The sequence below is a fragment of the Amycolatopsis minnesotensis genome (genome assembly GCF_039529815.1).
GTDB lineage: Bacteria > Actinomycetota > Actinomycetes > Mycobacteriales > Pseudonocardiaceae > Amycolatopsis > Amycolatopsis minnesotensis.
Window position 1 is genome coordinate 77,677 of sequence record NZ_BAAANN010000005.1, and the last position, 18,903, is coordinate 96,579.

Annotated in this window: 20 protein-coding genes; 9 read left to right on the top strand and 11 right to left on the bottom strand. The window is 70.2% G+C overall.

Annotated elements, in window-relative coordinates; genetic code table 11:
* Positions 1 to 12: 12 nt before the first annotated feature.
* Complete coding sequence (locus tag ABD256_RS07700) at positions 13 to 534, bottom strand: hypothetical protein (RefSeq protein WP_344415036.1); 522 nt, start codon at positions 532 to 534, stop codon at positions 13 to 15.
* 100 nt (positions 535 to 634) lie between these two features.
* On the opposite strand from ABD256_RS07700, the gene ABD256_RS07705 reads away from it, so the two are divergent.
* Genes ABD256_RS07705 through ABD256_RS07725 form a run of 5 tightly spaced genes read left to right on the top strand, consistent with a single transcriptional unit; the run spans position 635 to position 6,303 of the window.
* Complete coding sequence (locus ABD256_RS07705) at positions 635 to 1,708, top strand: heme/hemin ABC transporter substrate-binding protein (protein ID WP_344415038.1); 1,074 nt, start codon at positions 635 to 637, stop codon at positions 1,706 to 1,708.
* Positions 1,705 to 2,739: a FecCD family ABC transporter permease gene (locus ABD256_RS07710; protein ID WP_344415040.1), complete on the top strand. Its 1,035-nt coding sequence runs from the start codon at positions 1,705 to 1,707 to the stop codon at positions 2,737 to 2,739. Before ABD256_RS07705 ends, ABD256_RS07710 begins: the two co-directional genes overlap by 4 nt.
* A complete protein-coding gene (locus tag ABD256_RS07715; RefSeq protein ID WP_344415042.1) occupies positions 2,736 to 3,563 on the top strand; it encodes a heme ABC transporter ATP-binding protein in 828 nt (275 codons plus the stop codon). Before ABD256_RS07710 ends, ABD256_RS07715 begins: the two co-directional genes overlap by 4 nt.
* A complete protein-coding gene (locus tag ABD256_RS07720) occupies positions 3,563 to 4,408 on the top strand; it encodes a hypothetical protein (protein ID WP_344415044.1) in 846 nt (281 codons plus the stop codon). Before ABD256_RS07715 ends, ABD256_RS07720 begins: the two co-directional genes overlap by 1 nt.
* 2 nt (positions 4,409 to 4,410) lie before the next feature.
* Positions 4,411 to 6,303, top strand: a complete 1,893-nt coding sequence (locus tag ABD256_RS07725) for an HtaA domain-containing protein (protein WP_344415047.1) — start codon at positions 4,411 to 4,413, stop codon at positions 6,301 to 6,303.
* A 73-nt stretch (positions 6,304 to 6,376) separates the two neighbouring features.
* On the opposite strand, the gene ABD256_RS07730 is transcribed toward ABD256_RS07725, so the two are convergent.
* Positions 6,377 to 7,858, bottom strand: coding sequence for a flavin-containing monooxygenase (locus tag ABD256_RS07730; RefSeq protein ID WP_344415049.1), 1,482 nt, complete (start codon positions 7,856 to 7,858; stop codon positions 6,377 to 6,379).
* Between the two features lie 131 nt (positions 7,859 to 7,989).
* On the opposite strand from ABD256_RS07730, the gene ABD256_RS07735 reads away from it, so the two are divergent.
* Complete coding sequence (locus ABD256_RS07735; RefSeq protein WP_344415051.1) at positions 7,990 to 8,634, top strand: TetR/AcrR family transcriptional regulator; 645 nt, start codon at positions 7,990 to 7,992, stop codon at positions 8,632 to 8,634.
* A gap of 4 nt (positions 8,635 to 8,638) precedes the next feature.
* Here the strand turns inward: ABD256_RS07735 and ABD256_RS07740 are convergent, their stop codons facing one another.
* Together ABD256_RS07740 and ABD256_RS07745 are read right to left on the bottom strand one after the other, a co-directional pair.
* Entirely contained in the window at positions 8,639 to 8,989 is a 351-nt protein-coding gene (locus ABD256_RS07740; RefSeq protein ID WP_344415053.1) for a hypothetical protein, read from the bottom strand.
* Positions 8,990 to 9,367: 378 nt separating this feature from the next.
* Positions 9,368 to 10,051 (bottom strand): helix-turn-helix transcriptional regulator, encoded by a 684-nt coding sequence (locus ABD256_RS07745; RefSeq protein WP_344415055.1) that lies wholly within the window; start codon positions 10,049 to 10,051, stop codon positions 9,368 to 9,370.
* Positions 10,052 to 10,149: 98 nt separating this feature from the next.
* Here ABD256_RS07745 and folE point away from each other — a divergent pair, with 98 nt between their 5' ends.
* Complete coding sequence (folE, locus tag ABD256_RS07750) at positions 10,150 to 10,776, top strand: GTP cyclohydrolase I FolE (RefSeq protein WP_344415057.1); 627 nt, start codon at positions 10,150 to 10,152, stop codon at positions 10,774 to 10,776.
* Positions 10,777 to 11,145: 369 nt separating this feature from the next.
* Here folE and ABD256_RS07755 read toward each other — a convergent pair whose 3' ends face one another.
* The gene (locus ABD256_RS07755; protein ID WP_344415059.1) at positions 11,146 to 11,865 is read right to left on the bottom strand and encodes a GTP pyrophosphokinase; all 720 of its coding nucleotides are present in this window, start codon (positions 11,863 to 11,865) and stop codon (positions 11,146 to 11,148) included.
* 157 nt (positions 11,866 to 12,022) lie between these two features.
* Between ABD256_RS07755 and ftsW the strand changes: the two genes are divergently transcribed.
* Positions 12,023 to 13,309, top strand: coding sequence for a putative lipid II flippase FtsW (ftsW, locus tag ABD256_RS07760; RefSeq protein WP_425546399.1), 1,287 nt, complete (start codon positions 12,023 to 12,025; stop codon positions 13,307 to 13,309).
* On the opposite strand, the gene ABD256_RS07765 is transcribed toward ftsW, so the two are convergent.
* From ABD256_RS07765 to ABD256_RS07780, 4 genes are all read right to left on the bottom strand, one after another.
* A complete protein-coding gene (locus tag ABD256_RS07765) occupies positions 13,276 to 13,794 on the bottom strand; it encodes a GNAT family N-acetyltransferase (protein ID WP_425546400.1) in 519 nt (172 codons plus the stop codon). The two genes, ftsW and ABD256_RS07765, sit on opposite strands and share 34 nt — an antisense overlap.
* A gap of 72 nt (positions 13,795 to 13,866) precedes the next feature.
* Positions 13,867 to 14,478, bottom strand: a complete 612-nt coding sequence (locus ABD256_RS07770) for a class I SAM-dependent methyltransferase (protein WP_344415061.1) — start codon at positions 14,476 to 14,478, stop codon at positions 13,867 to 13,869.
* Positions 14,479 to 14,769: 291 nt separating this feature from the next.
* The gene (locus tag ABD256_RS07775; RefSeq protein ID WP_344415063.1) at positions 14,770 to 16,035 is read right to left on the bottom strand and encodes a TIGR03618 family F420-dependent PPOX class oxidoreductase; all 1,266 of its coding nucleotides are present in this window, start codon (positions 16,033 to 16,035) and stop codon (positions 14,770 to 14,772) included.
* A gap of 164 nt (positions 16,036 to 16,199) precedes the next feature.
* A complete protein-coding gene (locus tag ABD256_RS07780; RefSeq protein WP_344415065.1) occupies positions 16,200 to 16,718 on the bottom strand; it encodes a lytic polysaccharide monooxygenase auxiliary activity family 9 protein in 519 nt (172 codons plus the stop codon).
* 456 nt (positions 16,719 to 17,174) lie between these two features.
* Between ABD256_RS07780 and ABD256_RS07785 the strand changes: the two genes are divergently transcribed.
* A complete protein-coding gene (locus ABD256_RS07785) occupies positions 17,175 to 17,993 on the top strand; it encodes an NAD(P)H-binding protein (protein WP_344415067.1) in 819 nt (272 codons plus the stop codon).
* Positions 17,994 to 18,062: 69 nt separating this feature from the next.
* On the opposite strand, the gene ABD256_RS07790 is transcribed toward ABD256_RS07785, so the two are convergent.
* Together ABD256_RS07790 and ABD256_RS07795 are read right to left on the bottom strand one after the other, a co-directional pair.
* Complete coding sequence (locus ABD256_RS07790) at positions 18,063 to 18,563, bottom strand: phospholipase A2 (RefSeq protein WP_344415069.1); 501 nt, start codon at positions 18,561 to 18,563, stop codon at positions 18,063 to 18,065.
* Positions 18,564 to 18,628: 65 nt separating this feature from the next.
* Positions 18,629 to 18,841, bottom strand: a complete 213-nt coding sequence (locus ABD256_RS07795; protein WP_344415071.1) for a hypothetical protein — start codon at positions 18,839 to 18,841, stop codon at positions 18,629 to 18,631.
* Positions 18,842 to 18,903: the final 62 nt, after the last annotated feature.

The window sequence follows — 18,903 nt, forward strand, 5'->3', positions numbered from 1 at the left end:
CTGGAAACCCGGTCAGCCGAAGGAAACCGGGATGAACACGTCGGCGGTGCGGTCGGATGCCGCGAAGTGGTCCCGGCGCGACACGATCGCACAGGTCACCGCGGGGTCGGCGCAGTCGAGGCCGGTGCCGGTCTTCGCGATCCTGATCTTCGCGCTGAAGGTTCCGTTCGCGGCGATCGGGGTGGCGGCGCTGCCGCCGATCGGGTTGTTGGTGACCCAGGCGGACGGGCCGACGCTGGTGCCGCCCTGTCCGTCGCCGCCGGCGCACGGGCTGGGCTTGGTGCCGTAGCCGTAGTCCTCCGGCACGGCGCAGAGTGCGACGTAGTAGCCCTTCGCCGGGTCGTACCCGGCACCGGTCACGGTGATCGTCTCCCCCGCCGGAGCGAGTCCGGTGGCATTGGAGGCGGACAGGGTGAGCCCGTTGTGGGTGGCGTCGCCCGGCGCGGCGAGCGCGGGCGTGGCGAGTGCCGTGGCAGCGGTGGCCGCGACGACGGTGACGAGGGCAGCGCGAAGCAGGGTCGATCTGTTCGACATTGCGGGGAATTCCCTTCGGTCACAACAAGATAACAGCATTAGGCAAGGCTTACCTATGCGTGATCAATATGGTTAGCCTTGCCTAATGTTGTCAAGGGGGATGTGCACCACCGTGAGCGCGCTGCTGCTGACGGCGGCGCTCGCGGGATGTGCCGGACCGGGGGCCGCCACGGGGGACTCGGCGAGCGGGCCGCGGCGCCCGCTCGCCGAGCTGGCCCCGCTCGCCGATCCGCGGGCGCAGACCGGGCCGGGCACGGCCTCGCTCCCCGACGCGGACATCACCGGCGCGCCGGCACCGGCGCAGCACTTGCCGGTGACGGTCACCGACCACCAGGGCACGCGGGTCACCATCGGCGACACCAGCCGCATCCTCGCCCTCGACCGGCCAGGCACGCTGGCCGCGACGGTCTTCAGCCTCGGGCTCGGCGACCGGGTCGTCGGCAGGGACGTCTCGACGGGGTTCCCGTCGGCGCGGAAACTGCCGCTGGTCACCAGGAACGGCCACCAGCTCAACGCCGAAGCGGTCCTCGCGCTGCATCCGTCGGTCGTGCTGACCGACACCACGCTCGGGCCGTGGGACGTCCTGCTGCAACTGCGCGACGCCGGGATCCCGGTGGTGGTCCTGGACGCCAAGCGCACCATGGGCAACGTCGGCGCGCTCGTCCACGACGTCGCCGCCGCGCTCGGCGCGCCCGAAGCGGGTGACCGGCTCGCAACGCGCCTCGACAGCGAGATCACCGCGAAAAAGGCCGAAATAGCAAGGCTCGCGCCCACCGACCCGGCACGCAGGCTGCGCATCGCGTTCCTGTACCTGCGCGGCCAGTCCGGGGTCTACTACCTGTTCGGCAAGGGCTCCGGCGCGGACTCCCTGATCGACGGGCTCAACGGCACCGACGTGGCGACGGAGGCCGGTGTCGAGGGCATGCGACCGGTCAACCCGGAAGCGCTCGCGAAGGCGAAGCCGGACGTCATCCTCATGATGACCAAGGGCATGGAGTCCGTCGGCGGCGTCGACGGCGCGCTGCGGGTCCCCGGGGTCGCGCAGACCCCCGCCGGGCAGCACCGGCGGTTCGTCGACATGGACGACAGCCAGATCCTCGGTTTCGGGCCGCGCACCGCGGGTGTGCTCGACGCGCTCGCCCGCGTGCTGTACGCGCCCGAGGTCACCGGATGACCCGCACGGTCAAGGTGACCGCGCTCTTCACCGTGCTCGCTGCGGGAACCGTGCTGGTGTGCCTCGTCTCGGCCGGCATGGGCCAGTACGACATCGACCTCGGCGACGTCGCCGGTTCGGTGCTGCACCGGCTGGGGCTCGGGTCCCCGCTCGCCGACCCGTTCGCCGAATCCACCCTGTGGCAGGTCCGGTTCCCCCGGGTGGTGCTCGGGCTGCTCGTCGGCGGTGTGCTCGGCGTGGCGGGCGCGCTCATGCAGGGCGTGTTCGGCAACCCGCTGGCCGAACCCGCGGTGGTCGGCGTCTCCTCGGGGGCCGCGGTCGGCGCGAGTCTGTCCATTGTGTCCGGTGCGACGTTCCTCGGCTCCTTCTCCACGCCCGCACTGGGTTTCGCGGGTGGGCTGGTCACCACGATGGGGGTCTACGCGCTGGCGCGCTCGCGCGGCCGGTCCGAAGTGGTCACGCTGATCCTCACCGGGGTCGCGGTCAACGCGGTGGCGAGCGCTGTCATCGCGTTCACCCTGTTCGCGGGGGACCAGGCCGCGCGCGAGCAGATCGTGTTCTGGCAGCTGGGTTCGCTGGCCTCGGCGCGATGGCCCTACGTCGTCACGCTCCTGCCGCTCGCGGTCGCCGGGGTCGTCGTCGCCCTCGTGCTCTCGCGCAGGCTGGACCTCCTCGCGCTCGGCGAACGACAGGCACGGCACCTCGGCGTCAACGTCGAAGCGCTCCGGCTCACCGCGATCGTCGCGGTCGCCCTGATGGTCTCCGCCGCGGTGTCGTACTCCGGCATCATCGGGTTCGTCGGGCTGATCGTGCCGCACGGCATCCGGATGCTCGTCGGGCCGGGCCACCGCGTCCTGATCCCGGCCTCGCTGCTCGCGGGCGCGTTGCTGCTGAGCGCGGCCGATCTCGCGGCGCGCACCCTGTTCGACTACGCGGACCTGCCGATCGGCATCCTCACCGCGATCGTGGGCGGGCCGTTCTTCTTCTGGCTCCTGCTGCGCACCCGGCGCCGGTCGGGAGGCTGGGCATGACGGTGTTCACGCGCCGGACCCCGCGACCCGTCCCGAAGACGGCCGCGAGCGCCGAACTGTCCGATGTGTCCTTCGCGGTGTCGGGAAAGTCCTTGCTGCGCAAGGTATCGTTCGAAGTGCGTTCCGGTGAGGTGCTCGCGCTGGTGGGGCCGAACGGGGCAGGGAAGTCGACCGCGCTCGCCGTGCTCGCCGGCGACCTCACCCCGGACAGCGGCGAAGCGCGGATAGCGGGCGAAGCGGTGCCTCGATGGTCCACTGTGGACCTCGCACGGCTGCGCGCGGTGCTGCCGCAGCAGAACGCGGTGTCGTTCCCGTTCACCGTCGGCGACGTGGTCAGGATGGGCAGGGCGCCGTGGGCCGGCACCGACGCCGAAGCGGGCGACGACGAGGTGGTGGCGCGGGCGCTCGCCGCGACCGGGATGACGGAGTTCGCCGGACGCCGCCTCACCACGCTGTCCGGTGGTGAACAGGCGCGTGCCGCGCTTTCCCGCGTGCTCGCCCAGGACACCGGGGTGCTGCTGCTCGACGAGCCGACCGCGGCGCTCGACCTGCGGCACACCGAGGACGTCCTGCGCATCGCGTCCGCGCGGGCCGGGGACGGGAACGCCGTACTGGTGGTCCTGCACGATCTCGGCCTCGCCGCGGCGCACGCCGACCGGGTGGTGGTGCTCGACCGCGGCGAGGTCGTCGCCACCGGGCCACCCGGCGAAGTGCTGACCGAATCGTTGCTGACCGAGGTCTACCGGCATCCGATCGAGGTGTTCGCCCACCCCCGCACCGGAAAGCCCGTCGTCCTGCCCCATCGACCTGCTGAGGAGAGCTGATGCGAAGAACGCTAGCGAGCGCGGTTGCGGTGCTCGCCGCGATGATGGTGGCGCCGGTGCCCGCGGAAGCGGCGGGCGCCCGCGTGGCGGTTTCCCCCGCCACCGCCGATCCGCAGTACGCGACCGTGCTCACCGTGCGGGGCTCCGGGTTCCAGTCGGTCCCCAAGGGGTTCGGCGGGATCTACCTCCTGTTCGGCTGGGTCGCCGACGGCGGGTGGCAGCCGAGCAAGGGCGGCGCTTCCGGTGCGACGTACCGGTACGTGCCGGACAAGGAAGCCAAGGACAACCGCGGTTTCCAGCGCTTCATCGCCTTCCCGGGCGGCGACACCGCGTCCTCGGCGAACGGCGGCACGATCGCCGCGGACGGCTCGTGGCAAGCACAGATCGTGGTGCCGGGCGCCCGGTTCAAGGCGACCGACCGCAACGGCGCCGCCGTCGACGTGGACTGCCTTGCGACGCGGTGCGGCCTGATCACCGTCGGCGCGCACGGAGTCGTCAACGCCACCAACGAAACCTTCACCCCGGTGACGTTCGCGGTCCCGAAGCCGAAGCCGGCGCCCGCCGCGCCGCCGGTCGCCCCGCCTCCGCCGCCGCCTCCGACCAGCGCGCCGCCGCAGCCGACGCCGTCGCAGTCCCCCTCCCCCGTGCCCACGACGACCGCGCCGGTGACGGCCGATCACGCCGCGGCAGCCGACGTCAAGCCCGCCGCTTCGGCCGAATCTTCCACCGGCGTGTGGTGGCTCATCGGAATCGCGGCCGTGGTCGTGCTCGCCGCTGTCGGCACGCCGTTGGTGCTGCGCCGTCGCCGCGCGGGTGTTTCCCCTGACAGCCAGGAAAAGGAGTAGTCGTGCGCTGGAGAAGACGGTGCGCCGCACTGGTCGCGGCGGTACTGGCCGTGGGGCTTTCGGTTCCGCCCGCGCTGGCCGCGGAGCCGGTGTTCATCCCGAAGGTGACCGTGACGCCCAGCGCGGACCTCGATCCCGCCGGCACCGCGATCACCGTCAAGGGCACCGGGTTCTACCCCGAGGCCAATGGCGGCAGGGGTTTCGGGCTGCGGGTCGGCCCGGACAAGCCCGACGTCCGCGACCGCACCGGCACCGGTTTCCAGGTGAGCAGGCTGATCACGAAGGAGCCGAAGGGCACGCAGATCCGGCTCAACCCCGATGGGAGCTGGGAGTTCACCGCCACGGTCAAGGCGGAGTACACCTCGCTCGGCACCACCTACAGCGCGAAGACCACGCCGTTCAGCGTGTACGTGTTCGGCTGGGACACCCCGGACGGCGCGTGGGACCGCACGACACCGCTGAAGTTCGCCGGTATCGGCGATCCCGGGCCGGAACCGACCGGCTCGGCCGGCCTGCACTGGGGTCTCAAGCAGGGCTGGCGAAGCTACATCGAAAAGTTCCACGGCACCATCACCCCGTCGAACGGCACCAAGCTCGACCAGGACCCGCCCGCCGCCAAGCCCTTCCCGTACGCGTGGCCGTATCAGAAGTCCACTTGGGACGGTCAGAAGGGGACAGTGGCGTTCGGCGGCCGCGTCGACTACGCACTGGAACCGCACATGATCTGGGCGTTCGGCTTCGCGGACCCGAAGGTCACCCTGGCCGGCGACGGCACGGGCACCATCTCCGGCACCGTGAACTACGCGTTCTACGGCACGAAGACCGCGCCGAAAGATGTCCGGCCACCGTCCGATGTGGTCTTCGGGTCGGTCAAGGTCAAGGGAAATCCGAGGCAGGACAAGGAAAACGTGGTCGTCGACTTCGAATCGGCGAAGTTCACCGATGCCGGTGCCGCCGCGTTCGCCGGCTTCTACCACGCGGGCGACGACCTCGACCTCGGCTCGCTCGTCTTCCCCGGCAAGGCGGGCCCACCGGTCACCACCCCGCCCACCGGCACCCCACCGGTGACCACGCCAGCCCCGTCCGCTCCTGGACCTGACCCGGCCTGTGTGCTGACACCGGGCAGCGTGCGCAAGGGAAACCTGGTGTGGGGCTTCAAGAAGAGCTTCCGCCAGTACGTCGGCACCGGGCTCGGCGGCACCGCGACCGGGAACTCGATCACCGCGGCCGACGGCGCCGAGATCACCGGCATCGACGAGGTGGCGGTCCAGGGCAGGCCGAACCCCGCCGGGATCCCGACGGGCGCCTACCGGTTCGGGTTCGGCACGGCCGAGTACGCCTCGCCCGGCGAGTTCACCGCCGGGTTCCGGGGGACGGTCACCTTCGGCTACCCGTCGCACTTCTTCACGCTCGTGTTGCGGAACCCGAAGGTCGTGGTCTCGGGCGGCAAGGGCACGCTCTACGCCGACGTCGAGCTGAAAACGACGACCGGCTCCCCTTCGCCGCCGGTGAGCAAACCGGGAGTCGCGCTGGCGAACCTGGATCTCGCGACCGCGAAGAAGACCGACGGCGAAGGCACCCTCGAAGTCTCGGCGATCAAGGCGACGCTGACGAGTTCGGAAGCGTTCGCCGGGTTCTACCAGGCCGGGGACGTCCTCGACGAAGCGACGGTGACACTGGGCGCGGGCTGTTCGAACCTGCCGGGCGCGGGCGGTGGCGCCTCGGGCGGGCAGGGCGGTGGCGCCGCCGGACCCGACCTGGTGCCCGAGGTCGCGTTCCGGCCGGGAAACCTCGCCTCGACCGGTGCCACCCTCGCCCCGCTGTACTGGGCCGCGCTACTGCTGGCCGCCGGAGGAACGCTCGTGCTCGTCTCACGACGCCCACGCCGCTCCTGACTCATCGGCAACGGCGCCGGCGAAGCCCTGGCGAAGCCCCGAAGGCGTCCACCAGGGGAACACCAGCCATCGCCTACGCGTAGTGGTAGTCGGTCACCGGGAAGTGGGTGGCCTGGTGATGGGTGGCCAGCGTGGAATTCGGGCGCAGCAAAGCGGCTTCGCCGTGCTGGTTGAAGTAGTAGCTGCGGGCGGACGAGCAGTCGCCGACGTAGAAGACGGAGTCGCCGAGGCGGCCCGTGACCGCGTCGAGGAAGTCGTCGTTGGCGCGGTCGGTCACCTCGAACGTGGTGGCGCCGCGGCGGCGCAGTTCGCCGAAGAGCCGGTCGATGTGCTTCATCTGCGCCTCGATCGTGGTGAAGTACGACAGCCCGCTGTAGGAGTACGGGCTGTTGAGGGAGAGCAGGTTCGGGAACCGCGGGACGGAAATCCCCTCGTAGGCCTGGAACCTGTTTTCCCGCCACCACTTCCCGAGGTTCCGGCCCTCGCGCCCGATGATCTCGATGGCGGGGAAGTTGGTGTCCCACAGGTCGAACCCGGTCGCGAGCAGCAGGGTGTCGATCTCGGCCGACCCGCCGTCGGAGGTGACGATCCGATCCGGTTCGACGCGGGCGATCGGCGAGGTCTCCAGGTGCACGTGTGGACTGTTGAATGTGGACAGATAGGTGTTGGAGAAGGTGGGGCGCTTGCAGCCGAACGAATAACCGGGGGTCAGTTTCCGCCGTACGACGGGATCCTTGACCTGGCGGCGCAGGTGCGCCCGCGCCAGCAGTTCCGCGCCCCGGTTCGTGACGCGCGCCTGCCGGTAGCGCAGCACACCGACCACCATCAGCATCTCCAGCAGGCTGGTGCTGACCACCCTGGCGAGGCGCTGGGTGGCCGGGACCCGCGCGAACAGCCGCCGGACCGGTGGCGGGATCCGCAGGTCCGGCTTCGGCGCGACCCAGATCGGGGTGCGCTGGTAGACGGTGAGCTCGGCCGCCTTCTTCGCGACCTTCGGCACGAGCTGGACCGCGGTCGCGCCGGTGCCGATGATCGCCGCCCGGCACCCGGTGAGGTCGTGGGAGTCGTCCCAGTCCGTCGTGTGGACGACCTTGCCCGCGAAGGTCTCGATACCGGGGATGTCGGGCATCTTGGGCTGTGAAAGGAAGCCGGTCGCGGTCACCAGGTAGCGCGCGGTGATCGTCTCCCCGTTCTCGACGCGCACTTCCCACTGCTGGGCTTCGTCGTCCCACCGGGCACCCCCGACGACGACGTTGAAGCGCATGTGGCGGCGGAGGTCGTACTTGTCCGCGACGTGCTCGGCGTACGCCTTGAGTTCGGCGCCGGGCGCGAACAGCCGCGACCAGTGCGGGTTGGGCTCGAACGAGTACGAGTAGGTCACCGAGGCGATGTCGACGGCGAGCCCCGGATAGCGGTTTATGTGCCAGGTCCCGCCGAGGTCGTCCTCGCGGTCGAGGATCACGAGATCGTCGATGCCGAGCCGTTTGAGCTGGATCGCGGCCCCCATCCCGCCGAACCCCGCCCCGACGATGACCGCCTCGAACCGCGGCGCCATGCGCGAACCTCCCTGGTCATCGGCTCCCGGCGTGCCGAAAACCGATAAACTGTGCCGTACACGAAGTACGCTAGAGTTTCTCGATTGGTCGCGCAAGGAGTGCGACCGGGCCCGCGGCGTAATCTGAGGCGGTGACCGTGACCTCGCTCAGCGATCTCAACACGCCACGGCTGCCCAGCGGGCGCCATCGCCTCACGAAGGGTGACGTGGTGGCGTCACAGCGGGGGCGCTTGATCGTGGCGCTGCTGGAAGCCGCGGCGAACAAGGGGTACCCGGCGACGACGATCGGGGACGTCGTGGAGCGGGCCGGGGTGTCGCGCAAGACGTTCTACGAGCACTTTTCGTCTAAGGAGCACTGCTTCCAGGCCGGGTTCACCATCACCGCCGAGGTCGTCATCGGCCAGCTCGAAGCGGCCGCGGCCGCGCCGCACGAGGACTGGCGCGCGCTGGTTCGCGCAACGGTCCAGGCGTATGTGGACGCGCTGGCCGCCGAGCCCGCGGCTGCCCGCGCCCTGCACATCGAAACCCTGTCCGCGGGGGCGACGGTGCTCGACCAGCGCGAGGCGATGCTGCGGTTGTTCGCGGATCTCCTGCGGCAAGCCTGCCGCGAAGCACGGGGCGGGACCTGGCCCGAGCCGCCGGTCGAATGGTTCCGCTTCGCCATCGGGGGTATCGACGACCGGATCCGCGAGTGCCTGCGGGGGCCCGGTGCGGACGCCCTTCCCGCGCTCGGCCCGATGCTCGCGGACTGCGCGCTGGCGCTGCTGCGCGGCTGAGCCGCTATTCCGCGGACCTCCGACGACGAACGGCCACCGCGGCCACCAGACCGAGCGCGCCGATACCGGCCAGCGGCCATGCCCAGAGCCGCCGCATGCCGATCGCGTCGTCGCACGCCCAGGCGTAGATCGCGCCGGGGCCGCCCAGTTCCGGGCGGTTGCCGGTCAGCTCGGCGTCGAGTTCCCTGGCTTTCGCGAACAGGTTCGCCTGGCTGTCGTCCGGGGCGAAGGCACTGCCGCAGCGGACGACGAGACCGCGGCCGTCCGGTGCCGCGGTGATCGTGCTCGCGAGCGCGATGATGCCGGTGACCAGCAACGCCGTCGCGACGAGACCGGCGAGCAGACGCGGAACCACAGGACTTGCCTCCGTCCTCCCGGCCGGCTGGTTCACCGGCACCGCCCATTGTGGCCGCTCGGGCAGGCACTTGGCGACCAGTGGCACCACCCTGCCATCGGTCCATAGTGGACTTCGACGACCGGTTCCGCCGTTGTGGGACCAGCCCCGGCGTCCGGGACGCAGGGTGAGGCTTCCGTGATCGGGTCACCGGGACTCGCGACCCGGTTCCCGAGCACGCTGAACTTCGTCGACTACGGCGACGACGAGCTGGTCGAACTGTTCGTGCTGATGGCGCGCCGGGCCGGTTTCACGCTCGGCGACGGCGTGCTGGAACGGGTGCGCAAGCTGGTGACGCGGATGCCCCGCTCGGCCGGGTTCGGCAACGGCTGCAGGAACCTAAGCGGTCTTCTCGCGGCGTTCGAGCCGGACGCAGCACTGCCCGGCGGCCGGGGCGAGCCGCGCGCGCACCCCGTGCGCGCCGATACCGTCGAGGACGCCTTCGAGCAGGCTCAGCGTCATCCCGCACACGAGTTCGGTGTGCGCCAGCGCCAGCCGGTGGAACGGGCAGTTCCCCAGCACCACGTCGCCGTCCTCGGCCCGCGGCTCGAACCCGTGCTCCTCCAGTACGCACCGGACGGCTTCGGCGCCTCGCGCGGTGCGCAGGGCGGCCTCCCCCAGCCGATGCCCGAGCGCCCCGGCCTGCTCGGCCAGCACCGACCGCGGCGCCCGCCCCGACTCGTCCGCCGTTTCGAGCGCCGACGCCAGCAGGTGCGCGGCGAGGTCGTAGTGGCGGTCCGGCAGCGACACCGTCACCTGCCGGGACGAGCGCCGGTAGAGCTTGGCCGGCCGCCCCGCGCCGGGACCGCTGCGCCCGGTGCGGCGCCCGAAGGTGACTTCGAGCAGGCGCTCCCCCACCAGCTTGTCGAGGTGGAACGCCACCGTCGGCCGCGGCACACCGGTGGCCGCGGCGACCTCGTCCCGCCCCACCGGCGCCGCCTGCCGCGCCACGTAGTCGTAGAGCCGCCTGCGGGTGGGCTCGTCGAGCGCCGCCACCGCCGACACGGCCGGAGGTTCTGTCATACCCGCCACTCTAAAACAAACATTGATTGACGAAAATCGTGCACAACTTCTAAAGTCGGCCCGAGCTTCTTGAGAACCCGAACGTGAGGACCCGCCCGATGAGTGTCGAGAACCTGGAAGAAGCCGCCCCACCGGCGCGACATCTCGGCGTGGTCCACGACCGGGGCACGGTAGACCTGCCCGCCGCCAGGCGAGCCGTCGCGGACCTCCTGGTCGCACTCGGCAAGGACCCGTCGTCCGAGCACCTGGCCGACACCCCGCGCAGGGTCGCGAACTCCTACGCGGAACTGCTCACCCCACGCGAGTTCCAACTGACCACCTTCCCCAACGACGAGGCGTACGACGAACTCGTGGTGGCGAAGAGCATCCCCGTCCAGTCCCTGTGCGAGCACCACCTGCTGCCGTTCCACGGTGTCGCGCACGTCGGCTACCTCCCCGGCGAACGCATCCTCGGCCTCTCCAAGCTCGCGCGGGTCGTCGAGCTCTTCGCGCGCGACCTCCAGGTCCAGGAACGCCTGACCAAGCAGGTCGCGGACTGGCTGCAGGAACACCTGGCACCCCGTGGCGTCGGCGTCGTGATCGAAGCCGAGCACATGTGCATGTCACTGCGCGGCGTCCAGGCCTCCGGCGCCCGCACGGTCACCTCCGCCCTGCACGGCCTGCTCCGCGAGGACCGTGACACCCGCCAGGAGTTCTTCGCCGTCAGCGGAATCAGCGCGTCCTGAACCCGAGGAAGACCCCTCGGTGCAAGTGCGGCCACTGGGCGCAGTGACCACGATCTGTCCATTGTGGCCTGTTGCGAACGTTTACCCGGTTTCGTTGCGTAGCAGGTGATGGTTCGGCACATCGGCCGGAGGTTGGCTTTGCCGGTGCCGCCGCCGTCGGACCGGGCTGTTGCGTGGTCGAGGTCGGTGAACTGGGCTGGCCGGTCGCAGCCCGGCATGAAACACGTCCGGTACCAGCACTTTCCCGGCAGCCTTACGAAATCCACGCGCACCAAGCCCCGCCAACGCCACGCGACCACCACACAGGCCGAAGCGTCCCGACCACCGCCGCAGGCGTGCCGTAAACCCGCACCGCACCGCCAAAAAAGGTCAACGCAACCGAGAATGCAACGCCTGCATCCGCTCATCAAGCTGCGCGGCGATCCGAGCCGTAGACGCCAGCTCATCCGCGAAATCCGCAGGAACCTGATCGTCGTACTTGTAAAAGAGCTTATGCTCCAAGGTAGCCCAGAAATCCATCGCGATCGTACGGAGCTGAACCTCGACCTTGACGTGCTCGACCCGAGAAGACAGAAACACCGGAATCCGCACGATCAGATGCAAACTGCGATACCCGTTGGCCTTCGGCTCGGCGATGTAGTCCTTGCTCAGCAACAACTCCACGTCGTGCTGCCCGCTCAGCATTTCCGCGACCCGGTACACGTCGGAGACGAACGGGCAGATCACCCGCACCCCGGCGATGTCGTCGAGGTGCTCAGCGATCGTGTCGAGGCTCACGTCGAAACCTTTGCGGCGCAGCTTCGCGGTGATCGCCTCCGGCCGCTTGACCCGGCTGGTGACGTGCTCGATCGGGTCGTGCCGGTGCACGAAGTCGAACTCCTCGCTGAGGATGCGCAGCTTCGTCAGCAGTTCTTCGACGGCGAACTTGTAGACGAGGAGAAACCGCGAAAGCTGGCGGTACAGCTCGATCACGGGCTCCTCCAGCCGCTGGCCGAGCACCTCGGCCGACGCGCCGCGCACCACCAGATCGGCCCGCGAGTTCTCGTTCATCGCCTGTTTCCATACGCCCACGGACAGTTCTTCCACCAAGGGTAACGAGGATATCAACGCCGAAGTTCCCCGCCATCCCGGTGTCCATTTTGGTCTCGCGGCGCAAGATCGACTCAGCATCCGCTCAGCAAGCCCTGCCTATCGTCACCCCATGGTCACCGCCCCTCCTCGACGCAGACCCGCCGGACGGTCACCGATGACCGCGTGGCTGTCCAGGCCGCTGGCCTCGTTCCACCTGCTGCTCGCGCTCTGCGGGCTGCTCACCGTGCTCGGCGTGATCATGGTGCTCTCCGCGTCCGCGGTGTCCTCCTACGACGCGCAGACCGGATCCGGGGTGTACGCGCAGTTCCGGAAGCACCTGATGTTCGTGGCCATCGGCGCGGTGGCGTGCTGGATCGGCCTGCGGGTCCCGCTCCGGCGGATCAGGCGGCTTTCACCGTCGGCGATGCTGGTGTGCCTCGGCGCGCTGGTACTGGTGCTCACCCCGCTGGGCGCCAGCGCGGACGGCGCGCAGCGGTGGTTTTCGCTCGGCCCGTTCTCGGTGCAGCCCGTCGAGCTGGCCAAGGTCGCGCTCACCCTGTGGGGCGCGCACATCCTGGTGCTCAAGGCCGACGTGCTGCACCACTGGCGGCACCTGCTGGTCCCGGTCGTCCCCACCGCGCTGGTGCTGGTCGCGCTCGTGATGGCCCAGCCCAACCTCAGCGGCACGATCACGCTCGGTGTGGTCGTGCTGGCGCTGCTGTGGTTCGCCGGTGCCCCGAAGCGGCTCTTCGTGGTGGTCTTCCTCGCCGGTGGTGCCGGCATGCTGACGCTGGCACTGACCGCGGAGTACCGGCTCGCGCGCGTGCTGTCCTTCCTGTCACCGGATCCCGACGGCGCGGGCAGCTCCTACCAGGCGACGCAGGCGCAGTACGCGCTCGCCGACGGCGGCCTGTTCGGCGTCGGTCTCGGTTCCGGGCAGTCGAAGTGGCAGTACCTGCCCAACGTGCACAACGACTTCATCTTCGCGCTCATCGGGGAGGAACTCGGCTTCCTCGGCTGCGTCGTGGTCCTCGCCCTGTTCGGCGGGCTGGCGATCGTCGGGCTCCGCATCGCCACCCGCAACCTCGACCCGTGGATCCGGATGGTCGCGGGCACCTCGACCGTGTTCCTCACCGTCCAGGCCGCCATCAACATCGGTTACGTCGTCGGCCTGCTGCCGGTGACCGGTGTGACGCTGCCACTGGTCTCCTACGGCGGGACCTCGCTGGTCGTCACCATGCTGCTGGTGGGCATCCTCGCCAACGCCGCGCGCCACGAACCCGAGGCCGTCGTGGCACTGCGCTCGACCGGCCCCGGCAGGCTCGGGCGCCTGCTGCGGCTGCCCGCCCCGGAGCCGTACCACCCGCCGTTGAAGCAGCCCCTCCAAAGGGGAACTGCCCGTAAGGGCGGGCTTGCGGGTGATCCCGGTCAGGGCAGGGGATCGGTCCGCAGCAGGCCGTAGACCACGTCGTCCCGCCACTCGCCGTCACGCCAGATGGCACCACGCGTGACACCTTCGCGCAGGAAGCCGGCCTTTTCCAGCGCCTTCCGCTCGGCCACGTTGGCGACGTCGGTACAGGCCTCGACGCGGTGCAGCGTGGTGTGCGCGAACAGGTAGCGCGCGGTCAGCAGGTGCGCACGCGTGCCGTGCCCCCTGCCACGGGCTGCGGGGAGCAGCGCGATCCCCATGTTCCAGCAGTGCGATCTCGGGCCGGACGTCCGCCGCCACCACGACACGAAGCCGAGCCGCTCGTCGCCCGCGACCACCATCAGCATGCCCCCGTCCTCGCCGAGCATGCGGTTTTCCGCCCACCGCCGCCGGAACCGCCCCAGGTCCCACCAGCCGAACCACCCGTACTCCCCCGCGGCGCCCTGATCCTCGGTCAGGCTTTCCAGTACGTCCAGATCGTCCTCGCGCACCGGCCGCAGCGCCGTCTCCTCGTCCATCCCGCGATGATGCCCGAACGGAGCCGCCTCCGCACCGTCCATTATGGATCTTTGGCCGGGCTCGGCGGCGGCTCAGTGAGCCAGGGCGGCAGATCGGCCACGGGGTCCGCCGGTCGCCGCGACCGGCAGCGCCGCGCGGTAGGCGAACGCGGGCGGGAGGTTCGGCCACACCAGCGGGCCGCGTTCGAGCACCCCGAAGCTCGCGCGCAACGACGCGGCGAACCGGCGCGCGGGCGGGGTCCACGCGGTGTGCGAGTAGGCGAAGGTGGTGAACCTGCCCTCGGCGCGCAGCACGCTGGTGATCTGGCCGAGGACCCGGCGTTGCAGGTGCCCGGGCATCGCGGTCCACGGCAGACCGGACACCACCGCGTCGATGGGGCCGTCGACGTGGTCCGCCAGCACTTCCGCGGAGCCTTCGACGACGGTCACCGGCAGACCCGCGTACCGGGCGCGGAGATCGGCGGCGAGCCTCGGGTTGACCTCGACCGCGACGAGCCTGGCGCCGGGAGCCAGCCTGCGCAGCACGGCGTCGGTGAAAACACCAGTGCCCGGCCCGAGTTCGACGACGGTGCGCGCCCGCTCCAGCCCGATGCCGGTGGTCATGGCCTCCGCCAGCCTCGGCGAACTCGGGGCGATCGCGCCGGTGCGAAAGGGGTGGCGGAGGAACTCACTGATGATCGACATGCCCAAGACGGTAAATCCGGCGGGGCGGCCGCGCATCCGTCACCCCGACCGGTCTGCTCCTCCCGCGGTACGAGCCGGCGCCCTCCCGTGGGACGACACACGTTCACCGTCGGGAGGTGCGCCGACTCGTTCCGTGGTCTCGCGCCCGCGCGGGTCGCGAACCCGCTGCTACGACTGGCTTTCACCGTACCGGCGCCATCGCCGGGTTCGCGGTGCGCCATCTTCGCAGGCAAGACATTTTGGACGGTTCGATGGTTCCAGGCTCCTGTTAGGACCGTCCACACGCGAGCTTCACAACCGGCCGACCACGCTGTCCGGGTGGACCCGCACCGTCACGATCGGCACCGCGCCGTGGCGGGCCGCGGCCTCCGGGTTGTGGTCGCGATAGGACATTCCGGTGTACTTCACCGCGAGCCGGTCGCGCAGTTCTTCGGTGCCGTCCGCGCGCATCGTCGCGGTGCCGTGGATCGCGGCGTAGGTGTACGGCGCGTCGGACGGGCTGACCAGCACGCTGACCCTCGGGTCGCGGCGGAGGTTGCGCTCCTTGCGGCTGCCCTCGGCGACGAAGAACAGCACGTCGTCGCCGTCGCGGTCCACCCACACCACGGACTGGTGCGGCCTGCCGTCCGGCTGGAGCGTGGCGACCGTGCCGAACACCGGGGAATCGAGCACCCGGCGCAGCCGTGCCCGCGACACACCCGGCTCCGCGCTGGCCACGCCGCCAAGCAGGCGGGTCGTCTCGGCGAACAGCCGCGCGGCCGCGTCCTCGTCGAACGCCGGTCCCCGTACGTCGAGCTTCCCGTCCGGCGTAATGGCCGTCAGCGGCTCCCCGCGCGGCTCGGCCAGGATGGCGAGGATCGGCTCGATCGCTTCCGCTACCGGTTTCGCGTGCGCGCGCATCGCCTCGATCGCCGCGGCGGTTCCAGCGTCGTACTCCCCCGAGAAACCCGTGTTCACCACGCCGGGGTGCACCAGCGCATAGCGCACCTTCGGCGCCGTCCGCCGCCGCGCGAACCCGACCCCGAGCAGGTCGTTGAGCTGACCGCCCTGCGTGAGCACGCGGGACGCCTCGAAGTGCGGCTCGGTGCCGAGGCCGTCCCAGCGGATCGCCCCGGTCCCGCTGCCCGGCCCGGCGACATTGACGATCACCGGCCGGTCGGCCGCACCCAGCAGGTCGAGCATTTCGTGGCTCAGCACGAACCGGCTCAGGTAGTACAGCGCGAAGGTGTGCTCGAACCCTTCGGCGGTCACCGCGCGAGACGAGCGGTAGTGGCGCGCGCACAGCACCAGCGCGTCCACCTCGGTGAACTCGGCGCGGATCTCGTCGATCGCCCTCCTGGTCCCGGAAACCAGGCTCAGCTCGGCGGGCACGAACCGCGCGCGCTCCGCGGCCCCGAGCGCCGCCGCGGCGGCGAGGACGGCGTCGCCCTTCGCCTGGTCACGGCCGATCACCACCACGCGGTCACCGCGGGCGAGCCGATCGAGCGCCAGTGCCTTCCCGATGCCGTCCGTGCCACCTGTCACCACGATGGTGGACACTCCATCAACTAGACTCATGAGTTCAATCTAATAAACTCCTCAGTCTCGTGCAACGGGCGAACACCTCCGCGCCGCCGGGTCATCCGTCCATTTAGGACGCGATGGAGAACCGCGCAGACAGACGTCGCCGCCGGAACCCTTGGCAGGTCAAGGGTTCCGGCGGCGACGATTCTGCTTACGGGTCAGCCGACCTGCAGGTCGATGCAGGAGTAGAAGGCGTTCCCGGTGTCCGCGATGTTCCAGATGGCCAGCACCTTCTGCTTTCCGGTGTGCCCGCCGAGGTTCACCTGGTGCGTGACCGTGGCAGGCGGCTGCTGGTTGTTGCCGCTGATGTCGGCGACCTTCTGGCCGCCGATGTAGTACTCGTAGTTCGTGGTGCGGTGGCGCGCGGTGAACGTCCAGGTGAACGTCGCCGTGGTGCCGGTGGGAGTGGCCTTCCAGCCCTTGTTGTCGTCGTTGAGCTCGGCGAACTGCGCGAGGCCGCCGTTGCAGCTGCGCAGGCCCTTCGGGCCCTCGACGCTCTGCGGCTCGTACTTGATCTGGCCGCACGGCACGACGCCCTTCGCGCACTGCGCCTGCCTGCTGGCAGGCGAGTTGACGTAGCCGTGCGCACTGGCGATACCGGTCGGGCCGACCAGGACGATCACGGGGGCTGCTGCTGCACCGATAAGCGCCGCGACGAGCTTACGGTTCGTTTTCATACCAGCTCCTCAGTCACAAGGTTCCCGCATCCGGGCACACCGGATCAGCGGCGCAGAGCCGCTACGGGAAGTGAGGTTCGGGTGAGGTGGGGATTGTGGTCTAGACCATAGCGCGCGCGTCCGAGGATGGTCAAGAGATCGCAAAGTGCCCGGCCGGTTTGGTGACCTGCCGACGAACCGGGTGCACGCCCCGACCTGGTGTTACGCCGATACGGACGGGCACCGTGCCAGAAGCCGGCGCCGCGGGGCGTGAAAAGTGCGATTCCCTTGCCCGGCCCCGAAGGACACGTTCCGGACGGGTGAATTTTCACAATGTGCGGCAGGGCAATTCTCGTGCCCCAAAGGCTCCATTCGGAGCTGCGCACTCGCCTCCCGCACCGTGCGACCCGATCCCCGGCCTGGTGCCACACCGGGCGGGGCTGGGACAGTGGAGACCGACCCCTGGGGAGGACGCGTATGAAGATCCTGGTCACCGGCGCCACCGCGAACATCGGCCGGAAGGTAGTGGACCACCTGCTCGCACTGGGCGCGCGGGACATCCGCGCGCTGACGAACAATCCCGGCAGGGCCGCACTGCCCGAAGGGGTCGAAGTGGCCGAAGGATACCTTCGTCGGGTTGACACACTGCCCGCCGCGTTCGAGGGTGTCGACCGGATGTACCTGGCGCCGACACCGGACACGGTCACCGAGGTGCTGGCACTGGCCCGTGCCGCCGGGGTGCGCCACGTCGTGGACCTCTCCGGCGAGCCGGAGGGCTGGTGGGGCAAGGTCACCACCGCGGTCGAAGCGAGCGGGCTCACGTGGACGCACCTGTGGCCGGCCGACTTCATGGAGAACACGGCGTTCTGGGCGAAGCAGATCAAGGAAACCGGCGCCGTGCGGGAACCCTATCCCGGCGCCACGAGTGCGCCGATCGCGATGGCCGACATCGCGGCGGTGGCGGCGACGGCACTGACCTCGCCGATCGACGAGCAGGCGGGCCGGGCTTACCCGCTCGCCGGGCCGGAAGCGCTGAGCCGCGGCGAACTGCTCCGCCTGCTCGGCCGAGCGCTCGGCAGGGAGATCCCGTTCATCGAAGTGAGCCAAGAAGAAGCCGTCGAGGCGCTCACTCCCAGCCTTGGCGACAACGCGGGCTGGTACGTGCGCCGGGTGCTGGCCACGACCGCCGAGACACCGGGCGTCGCGTCCACCGCGGTCGAGGAGATCACCGGGCGGCAGCCGACGACCTTCGCGCAGTGGGCTGCCGAGCACGCCGCGGAGTTCACCGGGAGCTGAGACGGGCAGCCGCCCGTGCGGGAACGCGGGTTCCCGCACGGGCGACTGTCCTTTTCGGACTCCCCCGGGTCACTTGAAGGCGCCGCCCCCGAACCGCCGGACGGCCTGGTACACCACGTCCGACGCGCCGAAGCACGGCTGGCGGAGCGGGTTGAAGTGCGAGTACCTGCCGCAACGGTCGTCCATGTCGCTGTGCAGCTTCTTGTCGATCGCCGCCCGCAGGGCCGACCGGTCCGCCCAGCCGGTCCCCTTGCCGACCGGGATCCGGTGGTTGTTGCGGTAGCCGAAGTCGTGCCGGACGCACTGGTCGGTGAACCACGCGTCGACGATCTGCTTTCCGCTGTACGGGCCGATCTTCACTTCCTTCGGGACCGAGCACTTGTCGGTGTTCCAGTTGTACGGACCCGGTTTGCTCGCGCTGACCTTGAGGAAGTCGTCGAGGCTGTACTCGAACATCAGGTCCTTGGCGCTCGGCGCACCGGCCGCCGATGCCGGCACGGCGACGGAACACACCACGGCCGCCGCGGTGCACACCACGACGGCGGCCCGGCGTGCGATCGAGTTCTTCATGCGGGATCGTCCCCTTGTCGGTTCTCCGGCATCCGGAGCACATTGTGACACTTCAATGCCATATGTCACAAGTGACGATAGCGGGCACGTCCCTTGAGCAGGGGGCAGCACAGCGCGGCGACCGCCAGCACGGCCGCGGAAACGAGCAAGCTCACCCGCATCGCGGTCACGTACCCCGCCGCGAACGCCTCGTAGCCGAGGTGGTCGGACAAGGCCGTGTCCGCCGCGGTCAGACCTGGTGGCGCCGTCGGCGGACCGAACCGGCCACCTCCGGCCACTGAACCGGCCACCTCCGGCCACTGCGGACTCGACGAACCCGGAACGCAGCGGGGCAGGCAAC